Origin of the sequence: Cupriavidus gilardii (assembly GCF_008801915.1) — a bacterium.
Taxonomy (GTDB): Bacteria; Pseudomonadota; Gammaproteobacteria; order Burkholderiales; family Burkholderiaceae; genus Cupriavidus; species Cupriavidus gilardii.
On sequence record NZ_VZOV01000003.1, the window covers coordinates 201,023 to 215,082 of the forward strand.

Sequence of the window (14,060 nt, forward strand, 5' to 3'; positions counted from 1 at the left end):
GCGCTTCGGTAACGGGTACGGTCGGTGCGGCTTGTGCGGTGCGTCCGTGCAAGGCGGCGAGGGTCAGGCGGCCAGCTTCGAGATGTCCGCGACGCGGTTGGCCAGCGCATGCAGCGAGGCCAGCAGGGCGAGGCGGTTGGCGCGCAGCTGCGCGTCCTCGGCCATCACCATCACGCCGTCGAAGAAGCGGTCCACCGCGTCGCGCAGCCGGGCCAGGTCGCGCAGCGCGGCGGTGAAGTCGCCGCGTGCGAACGCCGCCTCGACCTCCGGCCGCACGCTGTCGATGGCGGCATGCAGCGCGCCCTCCGCGTCTTCCTGGAACAGCGCCGGCGCGACTTCGCCGACGGCCTCGGTATTCTTGCGCAGGATATTGGTGATCCGCTTGTTGGCGGCCGCCAGCGCGTCCGCCTCGGGCAGCGCGGCGAAGGTGCGCACCGCTTCCATGCGGCCGAGGATGTCGTCGAGCCGCTGCGGGCGCAGGCTGACCACCGCCTCCACCTCGTTGGTGGTGTAGCCCTTGTCCTTCAGATAGCCGCGCAGACGGTCGTACAGGAAGTCGGTGATGTCCTCGCGCGCCGGCTTGACCGCCGGCACGCCGGCGAAGGCCTGCTCGGTCAGCGCCAGCAGCGCGTCGATGCCCAGCGGCAGCGGCGTCTCGACCAGCATGCGCAGGATGCCCAGCGCATGGCGGCGCAGCGCGAACGGGTCCTTCTCGCCGGTCGGCTGCAGGCCGATGCCCCAGATGCCGACCAGCGTCTCGAGCTTGTCGGCCAGCGCCACCGCGATGCTGACGGGGTTCGACGGCAGCGCATCGCCGGCAAAGCGCGGACGGTAGTGTTCGGAGCAGGCCAGCGCGACTTCCTCGGCTTCGTCGTCGTGGCGCGCGTAGTAAGTCCCCATCGTGCCCTGCAGTTCGGGGAATTCGCCGACCATGTCGGTCAGCAGGTCGGCCTTGGCCAGTTCCGCGCCGCGCATTGCGGCCGCCTTGTCGACCGGCACGCCGGCCGTGGCCAGCGCGTCGGCGATATGGCCGGCGATCTGCTGCAGCCGCTGCACGCGGTCCAGCTGGGTGCCGATCTTGTTGTGATAGACCACGTTGGCGAGCTGGGGCACGCGCGAGGCCAGCGTCTTCTTGCGGTCCTGGTCGAAGAAGAACTTGGCATCGGCCAGGCGCGGGCGCACCACGCGCTCGTTGCCGCCGATGATCGACTGCGGCGTGTCGGTGGCCAGGTTCGACACGATCAGGAAGCGGTTGCGCAGCTGGCCGTTGGCGTCGGTCAGCGCGAAGTACTTCTGGTTGGTCTGCATCGTCAGGATCAGGCATTCCTGCGGCACGGCGAGGAAGGCCTCCTCGAAATGGCAGGCATAGACCACCGGCCATTCGACCAGCGCGTTGACCTCGTCGAGCAGCGCTTCGGGCATGATCACGCGATCGGCGCCGGCGGCGGCCAGCAGCCCTTCGCGGATGCGCTCGCGCCGCTGCGCATAGCTGGCCAGCACCTTGCCCTGGTCCTCCAGCACGGCGGCGTAGCGCTCGGCGTGCGGGATGTCGATCTCGCCGGCGGACAGGAAGCGGTGGCCCAGCGTGCGTCGGCCCGCCGCCAGCCCGAGCGCCGAGACGGGCACGACCTTGTCGCCATGCAGCGCGATCAGCCGGTGGGCCGGGCGCACGAAGTTGACGGTGCTGCCGTCCGGGCGCTGGTAGCTCATCACCTTCGGGATCGGCAGCTTGCCGATGGTTTCGTCCAGCGCGGCCTGCAGGCCCTCGGCCAGCACCGCGCCGCGCGCGGTGTAGCGGTAGAACAGCGCCTCGGCCTTGCCGTCGGAGGCGCGCTCCAGCGTCTGCCAGTCGATCGCGTCGACGCCGACCGACTTGGCCAGCGCGGCCAGCTTCTTGGCCAGCGGCGCGGTCGGCTCGCCGGCCGCGTCGAGCGCCACCGACACCGGCAACACCTTCTCGCGCTGCTCGCGGTCCGGCGCGCTTTCGCGCACGCCGCTGATCCGCGCGGCCAGGCGGCGCGGCGTGGCGTACGGCGTCACCGTGCTGCCGTCGTCGAGCAGGCCGCGTTCGGCGAGGCCGGCGAACAGGCCCTGGGCAAAGGCCTCGCCCAGGCGCGCCAGCGCCTTCGGCGGCAGCTCTTCGGTGAACAGTTCGATCAGCAGCGAATCGGTCAGGGGTTGCGACATGAATCGGTTCCAACGGGTTGTGGCGCACGCCGGCATCGGCGGCGCCGGAAAGGTTCAGCGGCGCTCAACAGCGCGGTTCGACGCCCGCCAGCAGCCATAGCCCATGCTGCTGGCGAAACTGCAGCGTGGTGGAGCGGCAGGCGGACTGGGTGCTGCCGGCCAGCTTCTCGCTGTTGGCGGAGAAGCGCGCATACAGGCGGTGATGGCGGCGATCGTAGCGGATCTCGTCGATGCGGCCGCCGATCCAGAAGTCGATCCGCGGCGGCAGCTGCGAGGCCGAATGGTAGGTGCGCACCAGGCGCCGTTGCCGGCCGTTGCGGTGTACGGTCTCGACCCAGGTCAGCGGGTAGCGGATCGCGCTCTCGTAGGCGCGCAGCGGCACGCGCCGCCAGCCCAGGTCCCTGGACCCGGACAGGTCGCACGACATCGAGCGCACCAGCTGCGTCCACTGGTCGATCGCGTTGGCGCTCGGCTGCAGATGCTTGTTGATGGCCTGCTGCAGCGCCTGCGAATCGCCTTCGCAGACGTTGGCCTGCTCGGCCGACGGGTAGAGCACCTGCGAGGCCTGGGCATAGGCCGACGGCACGATGGCGTGCGCGCCGCCCGTGGCGGCCACCGCCAGCGCGCAGCACAGCGCACGGCGTGCCATCGAGTTCATGCGGCGGCCTCGGTGGTGCCGGTGGGGGCCTCGGCGCCAGCCGGCGCGCACATCGGGAAGCCCAGCGCCTCCCGCGAATCGTAGTAGGCCTGCGCGACCAGCCGCGACAGATTGCGGATGCGGCCGATGTAGGCGGCGCGCTCGGTCACCGAGATCGCGCCGCGCGCGTCCAGCAGGTTGAAGGTGTGGGCGGCCTTGAGTACCTGTTCGTAGGCCGGCAGCGCCAGCTTGACGCTTGCCGCCTGTGCCGCGTCACCCTCGGCACCGACGCCCATCAGCCGCTTGGCTTCGCCCTCGTGCTCGGCGAAATGGCGGAACAGGATGTCGGTATTGCTCTGTTCGAAGTTGTAGGTCGACTGTTCGACCTCGTTCTGGTGGTAGACGTCGCCATAGGTCAGACGGCGCGTCTTGCCGTTCTCTTCCCACTCGGTCCAGACCAGGTCGTAGACGTTCTCGACGCCCTGCAGATACATCGCGAGGCGCTCGATGCCGTAGGTGATCTCGCCGGTGATCGGCTTGCAATCGATGCCGCCGACCTGCTGGAAGTAGGTGAACTGGGTCACCTCCATGCCGTTGAGCCAGACCTCCCAGCCCAGGCCCCAGGCGCCCAGCGTCGGGTTTTCCCAGTCGTCCTCGACGAAGCGGATGTCGTTCTGCTTCAGGTCCAGGCCCAGCGCCTCGAGCGAGCCCAGGTAGAGCTCGAGGATGTTCTCCGGCGCGGGCTTGAGCACGACCTGGTACTGGTAGTAGTGCTGCAGCCTGTTCGGGTTCTCGCCATAGCGGCCGTCCTTCGGGCGGCGCGACGGTTGCACATAGGCGGCGCGCCACGGCTCGGGGCCGATCGCGCGCAGGAAGGTATGCACGTGCGAGGTACCGGCGCCAACCTCCAGATCGATGGGTTGCAACAGCGCGCATCCTTGCCGGTCCCAGTAGGACTGCAAGGTCAGGATCATTTGTTGGAAGGTCAGCATAACGAAGACGACGGATCGCGGAGTGTTGGCCCGGCGGCGGGCCACCGAAGCGGAAGCGGGCGGGGACGGCGGCCGGGCCGGCCGGTCCCGCCGTTGCCAAACCCAGAATTCTAGCGGTTTTTTGCCCGGCAGCCGCCGACGGGGAGGGGCAGGCAGCTGGACGAGGACCTCGGGTAAATCCCGAGGGATCTCAAGTTCCGCAAGGGCCTGCCGTTATCGATTTTTGTATACATTATTGAAAAGCTGTTCGACAGAGGCAGCGGGCGGCGCCGTGCAGGCAGCCGCCGGCGCCAACACCACGGGGACAAACATCATGTCGCTTCTCTCGCGCAAACCCTATCTGGTCGCCCTGGCGGTGATGGCAGCGGCTGCCGCGGTATCGATCGTCGCCAGCGTGATCCAGTAAGGCTCGGCCGCCCAGGCCGGCGAAACGCTCAGGCGCCGGCGCCGCGCCGGCCCGACGCCGCGCGCCAGGCCACCACCAGCAGCACCAGCAGGCAGCCGAGCACCGCCGGTACATTGCCGACCCGCACATAGGGCGTCAGCCCGCGCGTGCCCTGCACTTGCGCGCTCAGCGTGCCGGTGGTGAAGGTCGCCAGCCGCGCCGGCACGCTGCCGTCGGGTGCGACCACCGCCGTCATGCCGGTATTGGTCGAGCGCAGCATCGGCCGGCGCGTCTCGAGCGCGCGCATCCGCGAGATCTGCAGGTGCTGGTCCAGCGCGATGGTGTCGCCGAACCAGGCCAGATTGGTGACGTTGACCAGCACATTGGCCGGCTCCCGCTGGCCACGCAGCGTGCGCGCGATTTCCTCGCCGAACAGATCCTCGTAGCAGATATTGGGCGCCACCATCACGCCGCGCACCGGCAGCGGCGCCTGCGCCAGTCCGCCGCGGCGGAAGTCCCCCAGCGGCATCTTCATCATGTCGACGAACCAGCGGAAGCCCCAGGGGATGAACTCGCCGAAGGGCACCAGGTGGTGCTTGTCGTAGCGGTACAGCCCCTTCATCTCGGGGCCGATGCCGAACACGCTGTTGGTGAAGTCGACCGGCGAGTCGGCGCCCGCGGCGCCAAACAGCAGCGCGGTGCCGGTGCCGACGCTGAACTGCCGCAGCGCCAGCGCGATCTCCGGCGGCATGTCCTGCAGGATCAGCGGGAACGCGGTCTCCGGCGTGACCACCAGATCGGCCGGGGCGGCGGTGATCATGTCGCGGTACAGCGCGTTGGAGCGGGCGATGCCGGCCGCCTCGAACTTGATGTCCTGCGGCACGTTGCCCTGCAGCAGCCGCACCGACAGCGGCGCGCCGACCGGCTCGGTCCAGGCGCGGCCGGCCAGCAGCCAGCCCGCGCCGAGCAGCACCGCCAGGCCCAGCGGGACCGCGAGCGTTGCCGATATGCCGGCGGTGCGACCGCCCGCCGGCATATCGGGCAATTTCGCCGATGCCGGCCGCGCGATGCGCGCCAGCGCGGCGAGCCAGGCCGCACAGACCGCGGCCAGCGCGCCGACGCCGTAGACGCCCAGCAGCGGCGCGTAGCCGGCCAGCGGTCCGTCGGTATGCGCATAGCCGCTGCCCAGCCACGGGAAACCGGTGAAGATCACGCCGCGCAGCCATTCGGTCAGGCCCCAGGCGGCGCCGAACGCCAGCGGCGCGGCCACCAGCCCGAACCAGCCGACGGCGTCCGCGGAAGCGGCGGAAGCGGTGGAAGCGGCCGGACCGAAGCGCCGCGACGCGGTGGCGCGATGCCACGCGGCGGCCGCCAGCGCGGGATAGAGCGCGAGATAGCCCGAGAACAGCAGCACCGCGAGCGCGGCCATCCAGGCCGGCATCTCGCCGTAGACATGCATGCTGATATAGAGCCACCAGATGCCGGACAGGAACCAGCCCAGTCCGAAGGCGTAGCCCAGCGCGGCGGCATCGCGCACGCGGCGGGTATCGAACAGCAGCGCGGCCAGTCCCGCCAGCGCCAGCAGCTGCAGCCACCACCAGTCACGCGGCGCGAAGGCCTGGGTATGGGCGACGCCAAGCACGCCGGCCAGCAGCAGGCGGCCCCAGCGCGCGCGGCCGCGGCGGGTGTCGGTCAGTGGTGTATCGAGTTCGGCGGCGGCGGCGCCGTTCCAGCCCTGCGCCAGCCGCTTCATGCGTTGGCCACGGCGTCGGTGACCGCGGGGGCTTCGCGCCGGACCAGCAGCAGATGCAGCTGGCGCGCGTCGGCGCGCAGCACCTCGAAGCGCAGCGGCGGCAGCGTGATGATTTCCCCGCGGTGCGGCACGTGGCCGACGTGGTTGGTCAGCAGGCCGCCGACCGTATCGACGTCGTCGTCGGGGAACTGGGTGCCGAAGGCCTCGTTGAACTGCTCGATCTCGGTCAGCCCGTGCACGCGCCAGCTGCCGTCGGGCAGCGGCACGATATTGTCGTCATCCTCGTCGAGATCGAATTCGTCCTCGATGTCGCCGACGATCTGTTCGAGCACGTCCTCGATCGTGACCAGTCCGGCGACGCCGCCGTACTCGTCGACCACGATCGCGATGTGATTGCGGTTGTTGCGGAATTCGCGCAGCAGGATGTTCAGGCGCTTGGACTCGGGAATGAACACCGCGGGCCGCAGCATCTCCCGCAGGTCGAACTCGCTGTCGGTGTAGTAGCGCAGCAGGTCCTTGGCGAGCAGGATGCCGATGATGTTGTCGCGGCTGCCTTCGTAGACCGGGAAGCGCGAGTGCGCCGTCTCCTGCATGAAGGGAATGAAGGCTTCCGGCGCATCGGCGATATTGACCGCGTCCATCTGGGCGCGAGGCACCATGATGTCGCGCGCGGTCAATTCCGAGACCTGGAACACGCCTTCGATCATCGACAGCGACTCCGCGTCGATCAGATTGCGGGCGTGGGCATCCTGGAGGACTTCGAGCAATTCGGCCCGCGATTCGGGCTCGGGAGAAATCAGATCGCTCAGTCGTTCGAGCAGGGACCGGGGCCGGTCGACTGGTTTCGAACTAGGGTAAGGGTCGTTCATGGCGCAAGGTGCGCGTGGTGGATACCGGAGCAAGCATACACCAATTGTTTTTCGGTTCTGACCGCGGTGGCCGGGGGGCGCCGCCGCCTGGCCGGCCGAATGCGGCGCTGGCGCCGCACCTGACTGTTTTCTTCCCCGTCGCGCTTGCGGGGGACGGAGCGGGGGAGAGAGCCGGCGAGAGAGCCGGGGAGAGAGCCGGGGAGGGAGCCGGGGAGGGAGCCGGGGAGGGAGCCGGGGAGAGGGCAAGCGGGGCCGCCCGCCGATCCCCCCCTCGCTGATCGTTCAGTGCCCCAGCCGCGGGCCGCGGTCGTCGCGGTACGGGTCGGCGAAGCCCAGCGCCAGCAGCGTTTCGGTCTCGATGGCCTCCATCTCCTCTGCCTCCGCGTCGTCCTCGTGCTCGTAGCCCTGCGCGTGCAGCGCGCCGTGCACCAGCAGATGCGCGTAATGGGCCTCGAGCGGCTTGCGCTGCTCGCGCGCCTCGCGCTCGACCACCGGGCAGCACAGCACGATGTCCGCGGTGACCGGGTCGTCCTCGTGCTCGGCATACGCGAAGGTCAGCACATTGGTCGCATAGTCCTTGCCGCGAAAGCCGCGGTTCAGCGCGCGGCCCTCGTCCTCGCCGACGAAGCGTACGGTCAGCTGGGCGTCGGCGAACAGCGCCGAGCGCAGCCACGTCTGCAGACGCGCGCGCGGCGGCAGGCCGCGCCTGCCGCGGATGCCGTCGCCGTACTGCACGTCCAGCGTCAGTTCGGGCGGCGTGGCGGGCGTGCCGGTGGTGGTCAGCTGCGGCGTGGCGGTGACCGCCACCGCCAGCGCATCGTGGCTGTCGGGCCGGGCCAGCAGGCCGGCGCGCTGGCGCGGGTCGCTGTGCTCGGCCAGCAGCGACACCACGCCGTCGGCGGCCTGCGACAGGTCCACGGTCAGGCTGCGGCCGTCGGGCAGCTGCACGCGCAGCGCGTGCGCGGCGCTCTTGCGGGCCCGGCCTTCGCCGTCGAACAGGATCAGGCTGGGGGCGGCGCTGGGAGCCATCTTCTTGCTGGTCAAATCAGGTGTCCTTGTGCTGGGCGTGGTATTCGTCGTAGGCCTCGACGATGCGCGCCACCAGCGGATGGCGCACCACGTCGATGCTGGTAAAGCGGGTCGCGGCGACGCCGCGCACGTCGCGCAGCACGTGCTGGGCTTCGATCAGGCCGCTCTTCTGGCCGCGCGGCAGGTCGATCTGCGTGGTGTCGCCGGTGATCACCGCCTTGGAGCCGAAGCCGATCCGGGTCAGGAACATCTTCATCTGCTCCGGCGTGGTGTTCTGGGCCTCGTCCAGGATGATGAAGGCGTGGTTGAGCGTGCGGCCCCGCATATAGGCGAGCGGCGCGATCTCGATCATCTGGCGCTCGAACATCTTCTGCGTGCGGTCGAAGCCGAGCAGGTCGTACAGCGCGTCATACAGCGGGCGCAGATACGGATCGACCTTCTGCGCCAGATCGCCCGGCAGAAAGCCCAGCCGTTCGCCGGCCTCGACCGCGGGACGCGTCAGCACGATGCGCTTGACCGCGTCGCGTTCGAGCGCATCGACCGCGCAGGCCACCGCCAGATAGGTCTTGCCGGTGCCTGCCGGGCCGATGCCCAGGGTCAGGTCGTGCGCGACGATATTGCGCAGGTAGTCGCGCTGCGCCGCGGTGCGGCCGACCAGGCCGGTGCGGCGCGTATGCAGCACCGGCGATTCGTCGTCGGCATCGCCCCCCGCGTCGTTGTCCGCGCCCGGCGGGCCGGCGACATGCGCGGCGTACTGGCGCGTCTCGATCAGGCCGAGCTGCACGTCGTCGATCGACAGCGGCGTGCGGGCCTGGTTGTAGAAGCGCTCCAGCGCGGCGGCGGCCTCGTTGGCGTTGGCGCCGCGCACCGTCATCTTGTGGCCGCGCCGCTGGATCGTGACGTCCAGCGCCTGTTCGACCTGGCGCAGGTTTTCGTCCAGCGGACCGCACAGGTTCTGCAGCCGGGCGTTGTCGTCCTTGGGCGCCACGAATTCGGCGGAAGGAATTTTCATCGGGAGAGCGCTCCGTTGTTGTTCGTCGTCGGCCGTCGGCGGGCGCGCGGCGTGCCGGGGGTCCCGCTTAACCGCGCACCAGGATCTCGCCGCGCAGCGAATGCGGGAAGGCTTCGGTGATCGTGACCTCGACCATCTGGCCGATCAGCCGGTCGCGGCTCGCCTGCGGCACGCCGGGCAGCGCGAAATTGACCACGCGGTTGTTCTCGGTGCGGCCGTGCAGCTCGTTCGGGTCCTTGCGCGCCGGGCCTTCGACCAGGATGCGCTGCACCGTGCCGACCATGCCGCGGCTGATGCGCTGCACGTTCTCCTCGATGGTCGCCTGCAGCCTTTGCAGACGGCGCAGCTTGACCTCGTGCGGCGTGTCGTCGTGCAGATTGGCCGCGGGCGTGCCGGGGCGCGGGCTGAAGATGAACGAGAACGAGGTGTCGTAGCCGATCTCCTCGACCATCGCCATCAGCTTGTCGAAGTCGGCGTCGGTCTCGCCGGGAAAGCCGACGATGAAGTCCGACGACATCGACATGGTCGGCCGGATCGCGCGCAGCTTGCGGATGATGCTCTTGTATTCGAGCACGCTGTAGCCGCGCTTCATCGCCATCAGGATGCGGTCCGAGGCGTGCTGCACCGGCAGGTGCAGATGGTCGACCAGCTTGGGCACGCGCGCGTAGACGTCGATCAGCCGTGCGGTGAATTCCTTCGGATGGCTGGTGGTATAGCGGATCCGCTCGATGCCCGGGATCTCCGCCACATACTCGATCAGCAGTGCGAAGTCGGCGATCTCGCTGGTGTCGCCCATGCGGCCGCGGTAGGCGTTGACGTTCTGCCCCAGCAGCGTGACCTCGCGCACGCCCTGGTCGGCCAGGCCCGCGATCTCGGCCAGCACGTCGTCGAACGGGCGCGAGACCTCCTCGCCGCGGGTGTAGGGCACCACGCAGTAGCTGCAGTACTTCGAGCAGCCTTCCATGATCGAGACGAAGGCGCTCGGGCCTTCGACGCGCGCGGGCGGCAGATGGTCGAACTTCTCGATCTCGGGGAACGAGATGTCGACCTGCGATTGGCCGCTCTGGCGGCGGCGCGCGATCATGTCGGGCAACCGGTGCAGCGTCTGCGGGCCGAACACGACGTCGACATACGGCGCGCGCGAGACGATGGCCGCGCCTTCCTGGCTGGCCACGCAGCCGCCGACGCCGATCACCAGGTCGGGTTTGGCGGCCTTCAGCGCCTTCATCCGCCCCAGTTCCGAGAACACCTTCTCCTGCGCCTTCTCGCGGACCGAGCAGGTATTGAACAGGATCACGTCGGCGTCTTCGGGATTGTCGGTCTTCTCCAGGCCCTGGCTGGCGTGCAGTACGTCGACCATCTTGTCGGAGTCGTACTCGTTCATCTGGCAGCCGTAGGTCTTGACGAAGACCTTCTTGACGGGCGTGGCGGGGGCGGCCGCAGGCTGGGTGGCCTCGGGGGCTTGGGGACGTGGATTCATGGTGCCGATCTCAGTGGTTGACCTGGGGGCATCGGATGCTTCAGGGGGCGGAACATGGCCTGCCGCGGGGGCCGGCGCCGGGCGCGCGGGCGGGCGGGGGCAGGGCAGGCGGGACAGCCCGCTATTCTACCCGCTCGGCTCATGGGGCGTCCGGTGCGAATGCGCCGAGGCTGATACACTACGGGCCTTCCGAACCTGGAGGCGGAGGCAGTCGTTCCGCTTCCCCGGCACCCCGCGTCCCGCCCATGCAGGCGATGACGGCGGCAGCCGGCCAGTCGCCACAATCCATGCCGGCCCCGACGATTGGCGCATCCGTGCGCAAGGGGCGGCCGAAACGAATTCCATGTCTTTTTCAGAACTAGGCTTGTCTGACAAGCTTGTCCGCGCCGTGGCGGAGCAGGGCTATACCACGCCCACGCCGATCCAGGCGCAAGCCATTCCCGCGATCCTCAAGGGCGGCGACCTGCTCGCCGGCGCCCAGACCGGTACCGGCAAGACCGCCGGTTTCACGCTGCCGATGCTGCAACTGCTGTCGCGCGCCGAGCCGCCGGCCCGCGGCGAACGGCCCCGCATCCGCGCGCTGGTGCTGACGCCGACGCGCGAACTGGCCGCCCAGGTCGAAGAAAGCGTGCGCAACTACGGCAAGTACCTGCGCCTGCGTTCGATGGTGATGTTCGGCGGCGTCGGCATCCACCCGCAGATCGACCAGCTCAAGCGCGGCGTCGATATCGTGGTGGCCACGCCCGGCCGTCTGCTGGACCACGTGGGCCAGCGCACGATCGATCTGTCGCATGTCGAGATGCTGGTGCTGGACGAGGCCGACCGCATGCTGGACATGGGCTTCATCCATGACATCCGCAAGATCCTGAACGTGCTGCCGCCCAAGCGGCAGAACCTGCTGTTCTCGGCGACCTTCTCCGACGAGATCCGCGCGCTGGCCGACCGCCTGCTCGACAATCCGGCCTCGATCGAGGTCGCGCGCCGCAACACCACGGCCGAGACCGTGGCGCAGCGCGTCTATGCGGTCGATCGCGAGCGCAAGCGCGAACTGCTGGCGCACCTGGTGCGCGAGCACGACTGGCACCAGGTGCTGGTCTTCACCCGCACCAAGCACGGCGCCAACCGGCTGGCCGAGCAGCTGAGCAAGGAAGGCCTGTCGGCGCTGGCGATCCACGGCAACAAGAGCCAGTCGGCGCGCACGCGTGCGCTGTCCGAGTTCAAGGCCGGCACGCTGCGGCTGCTGGTGGCGACCGACATCGCCGCGCGCGGCATCGATATCGACCAGTTGCCCCATGTGGTCAACTTCGACCTGCCGAACGTGCCGGAAGACTATGTGCACCGGATCGGCCGTACCGGCCGCGCCGGCGCCGAGGGCGAGGCGGTGTCGCTGGTCTGCGTCGACGAGCATGGCCTGTTGCGCGACATCGAGCGCTTGATCAAGCGCAAGCTCGAGCAGATCGTGCTGCCGGGCTTCGAGCCGGATCCCACCATCGCACCCGAGCCGATCCAGAAGGGCCGCCAGGCGCGCGGCCAGAATGGCGGCGGCGGACGGGGGCGTTCGCAGGGTGCCGGCAATCCTGGCGGTAATGGTGCCGGTAAGGGCTCAGGCGCACCGTCGGGCGAGCGCCGCGCGGAAGCGCGGCCGCCGCGCCAGCCGCGTTCCCCGCGTCCGCAGGAAGCCGGCGCCGCGCTGCAGCGCAACGGCAAGCCCGGCGGCCAGGCCAATGGTCAGGCGAAGGGCCCCGGCCGCCCGGCCGGCAACGGCGAACGTGCGCAGGCCGCGCCGCGCCCGGCGTCCGAGTCGAACGGTCCGTCGCGCAACCGCCGCCCCGGCCCGCAGGCGGCACTGCTCGGCGGACAGCGTTCGCGGCAGGGGTCCTGACGCGCGCGGTGTCCTAAGCTAGCGCTTAGCCATGGTGACGTCGCCCGATCCCGCCGCCTCGCCGGACATTCCGTTCGCGGGGCTGACGCCCGACCTGATCCTCGATGCGCTCGAGGCGGCCGGCTTCATGCCGGACGGCCGGCTGCTGGCGCTGAACAGCTACGAGAATCGGGTCTGGCAGGCCGGGGTCGAGGACGGCGCGCCACTGGTGATGAAGTTCTACCGTCCCGGACGCTGGAGCGACGCCGCCATCCTCGAGGAACATGCCTTCGTGCGGCAGCTCGCCGAGGCCGAGATCCCCGCCGTGCCGCCGCTCGAGTGCGGCGGCAGCACGCTGCTGTCGCATGCGGGCTTTCGCTTCGCGGTGTTCCCGCGCTGCGGCGGCCGCGAGCCCGAGCTCAATCGCGCCGATACGCTGACCTGGCTGGGCCGATTCATCGGCCGCATCCATGCCGTGGGCGCGACCCGGCCCTATCTTCATCGGCCCGCGCTCGATGTCGAGACCTTCGGCGTGGCGCCGCGCGACTGGCTGCTGGCGCAGGACTGCATCCCGGCCGATCTCCGGCCGGCCTGGCAGGCCGCCGCCGATCTCGCCATCGATGGCGTGCGGCGCTGCTACGAGCGCGCGGGCGACGTGGCGATGCTGCGGCTGCATGGCGACTGCCATCGCGGCAACCTGTTGTGGATCGACGCGGATCAGGCCCGCGGCGGCAGCGCCGGTCCGCATTTCGTCGACTTCGACGACAGCCGGACCGGCCCCGCGGTGCAGGACCTGTGGATGCTGCTGGAAGGAGACCGCGCCGCGATGCAGAGCCAGTTGGCCGATATCGTGGCCGGCTACGAGGACTTCGCCGAATTCCCGACGCGCGAACTGCATCTGGTCGAGGCGCTGCGCACGCTGCGCCTGCTGCACTACAGCGCCTGGCTGGCGAGCCGCTGGAACGATCCGGCCTTTCCGGCCGCGTTTCCGTGGTTCGGCACGGCGCGCTACTGGCAGGACCGCATCCTCGAACTGCGCGAACAGATCGCGCTGATGGACGAGCCGCCGCTGTGGTCGGCTTGATCGCGGCTTGATCCCGAGTTGATCGCGAGTTGATCGGCCGGGCTGCCGATCGTCCCGGGCGCGACCGCGGCGCTCGTCACACTGTGGGCCTGGAATGGCCCGCATCATCAGGCCATCAGGCCATCACACCATCACGCCTTCTCCGGCGCCTTTACCAGGATCACCGGGCACGACGCATGCGCCACCACGCGGCCGGCGACCGAGCCGAGCACCGCGTCGAAGAACGATCCGCGGCCATGGGTGCCGATCACGATCGCATCGGCGTTGACCGATTTGGCCAGCGCCACGATCCGGTCCGGCGGAAAGCCGCTCAGCGCATGCTTTTCCACGCGCAGCTGCGCGGCGGCCAGGATGTCGCAGACCGAGCGCATCGCCTTTTCGCTCTCCTCCCGATGCCAGTCGTCGATCGCGTCCTTGCTGACGAAGGCGCGGACCTGTCCGGTGACCTCCGGGGCGACGTGCACCACATGCACGGTCCGTTCGCCCTGCAGCAGCTTCCCTTCGGCGATAAAGCGGGCGGCGGCGTCGCTGAAGGCGGAGCCGTCAGTGGCGAGCACGATATGGGTCATGGCGAGGGTTCTCCTATCAGGGGCCTTGCAGGCGTTGTCGACGGCCAGGCGGTTCGGCGTTGCCGTGCCTGGCTGAATTCATGATGGCAGCTAGGCGGCGATCTCGCCATGATTCCGGTCAAAAACTCGGCACTTCGCCGAATTGCATGCCTGATCCTGCACTTACTGCGACAGCAGCATCCCCGTAAAGGTCACTAGCCAG

The 14,060-nt window shown here is 69.5% G+C and carries 11 protein-coding genes; 2 read left to right on the forward strand and 9 right to left on the reverse strand.

From position 1 onward, the window contains the following. Positions 1–63 precede the first annotated feature (63 nt). The 8 genes from glyS to miaB all read right to left on the reverse strand — a co-directional run bounded on the left by glyS (position 64) and on the right by miaB (position 10,344). On the reverse strand, positions 64–2,187 hold the full coding sequence (gene glyS, locus F7Q96_RS06530; protein ID WP_053822376.1) for a glycine--tRNA ligase subunit beta: 2,124 nt from the start codon (positions 2,185–2,187) through the stop codon (positions 64–66). A 64-nt stretch (positions 2,188–2,251) separates the two neighbouring features. Beyond that, positions 2,252–2,845, reverse strand: a complete 594-nt coding sequence (locus tag F7Q96_RS06535) for a hypothetical protein (RefSeq protein WP_053822375.1) — start codon at positions 2,843–2,845, stop codon at positions 2,252–2,254. Further along, positions 2,842–3,816 carry a glycine--tRNA ligase subunit alpha gene (glyQ, locus tag F7Q96_RS06540; RefSeq protein WP_151022264.1) on the reverse strand — a complete coding sequence of 325 codons (975 nt, stop codon included), beginning with the start codon at positions 3,814–3,816 and terminating at the stop codon, positions 2,842–2,844. The genes F7Q96_RS06535 and glyQ overlap by 4 nt, the downstream gene beginning before the upstream one ends. A 434-nt stretch (positions 3,817–4,250) precedes the next feature. Then, positions 4,251–5,954 (reverse strand): apolipoprotein N-acyltransferase, encoded by a 1,704-nt coding sequence (gene lnt, locus F7Q96_RS06545; RefSeq protein WP_151022266.1) that lies wholly within the window; start codon positions 5,952–5,954, stop codon positions 4,251–4,253. Next, entirely contained in the window at positions 5,951–6,823 is an 873-nt protein-coding gene (locus F7Q96_RS06550; protein WP_043440367.1) for an HlyC/CorC family transporter, read from the reverse strand. Before F7Q96_RS06550 ends, lnt begins: the two co-directional genes overlap by 4 nt. A 282-nt stretch (positions 6,824–7,105) precedes the next feature. Beyond that, the gene (ybeY, locus tag F7Q96_RS06560) at positions 7,106–7,867 is read right to left on the reverse strand and encodes an rRNA maturation RNase YbeY (protein WP_082371536.1); all 762 of its coding nucleotides are present in this window, start codon (positions 7,865–7,867) and stop codon (positions 7,106–7,108) included. A 1-nt stretch (position 7,868) separates the two neighbouring features. Then, complete coding sequence (locus F7Q96_RS06565) at positions 7,869–8,864, reverse strand: PhoH family protein (RefSeq protein WP_053822372.1); 996 nt, start codon at positions 8,862–8,864, stop codon at positions 7,869–7,871. Between the two features lie 67 nt (positions 8,865–8,931). Continuing rightward, the gene (miaB, locus tag F7Q96_RS06570) at positions 8,932–10,344 is read right to left on the reverse strand and encodes a tRNA (N6-isopentenyl adenosine(37)-C2)-methylthiotransferase MiaB (RefSeq protein WP_053822371.1); all 1,413 of its coding nucleotides are present in this window, start codon (positions 10,342–10,344) and stop codon (positions 8,932–8,934) included. A gap of 343 nt (positions 10,345–10,687) precedes the next feature. Here miaB and F7Q96_RS06575 point away from each other — a divergent pair, with 343 nt between their 5' ends. After that, positions 10,688–12,226 (forward strand): DEAD/DEAH box helicase, encoded by a 1,539-nt coding sequence (locus tag F7Q96_RS06575; RefSeq protein WP_053822370.1) that lies wholly within the window; start codon positions 10,688–10,690, stop codon positions 12,224–12,226. Between the two features lie 31 nt (positions 12,227–12,257). Beyond that, positions 12,258–13,289: a serine/threonine protein kinase gene (locus F7Q96_RS06580; protein WP_170266009.1), complete on the forward strand. Its 1,032-nt coding sequence runs from the start codon at positions 12,258–12,260 to the stop codon at positions 13,287–13,289. Between the two features lie 131 nt (positions 13,290–13,420). Here F7Q96_RS06580 and F7Q96_RS06585 read toward each other — a convergent pair whose 3' ends face one another. After that, on the reverse strand, positions 13,421–13,858 hold the full coding sequence (locus F7Q96_RS06585; RefSeq protein WP_006579090.1) for a universal stress protein: 438 nt from the start codon (positions 13,856–13,858) through the stop codon (positions 13,421–13,423). Positions 13,859–14,060: the final 202 nt, after the last annotated feature.

Bases quoted from the DNA above. Each gene is read 5' to 3' on its own strand.
- glyS (WP_053822376.1), bottom strand. From the start codon at position 2,187: ATGTCGCAACCCCTGACCGATTCGCTGCTGATCGAACTGTTCACCGAA.
- F7Q96_RS06535 (WP_053822375.1), bottom strand. From the start codon at position 2,845: ATGAACTCGATGGCACGCCGTGCGCTGTGCTGCGCGCTGGCGGTGGCC.
- glyQ (WP_151022264.1), bottom strand. From the start codon at position 3,816: ATGCTGACCTTCCAACAAATGATCCTGACCTTGCAGTCCTACTGGGAC.
- lnt (WP_151022266.1), bottom strand. From the start codon at position 5,954: ATGAAGCGGCTGGCGCAGGGCTGGAACGGCGCCGCCGCCGCCGAACTC.
- F7Q96_RS06550 (WP_043440367.1), bottom strand. From the start codon at position 6,823: ATGAACGACCCTTACCCTAGTTCGAAACCAGTCGACCGGCCCCGGTCC.
- F7Q96_RS06565 (WP_053822372.1), bottom strand. From the start codon at position 8,864: ATGAAAATTCCTTCCGCCGAATTCGTGGCGCCCAAGGACGACAACGCC.
- miaB (WP_053822371.1), bottom strand. From the start codon at position 10,344: ATGAATCCACGTCCCCAAGCCCCCGAGGCCACCCAGCCTGCGGCCGCC.
- F7Q96_RS06575 (WP_053822370.1), top strand. From the start codon at position 10,688: ATGTCTTTTTCAGAACTAGGCTTGTCTGACAAGCTTGTCCGCGCCGTG.
- F7Q96_RS06580 (WP_170266009.1), top strand. From the start codon at position 12,258: ATGGTGACGTCGCCCGATCCCGCCGCCTCGCCGGACATTCCGTTCGCG.
- F7Q96_RS06585 (WP_006579090.1), bottom strand. From the start codon at position 13,858: ATGACCCATATCGTGCTCGCCACTGACGGCTCCGCCTTCAGCGACGCC.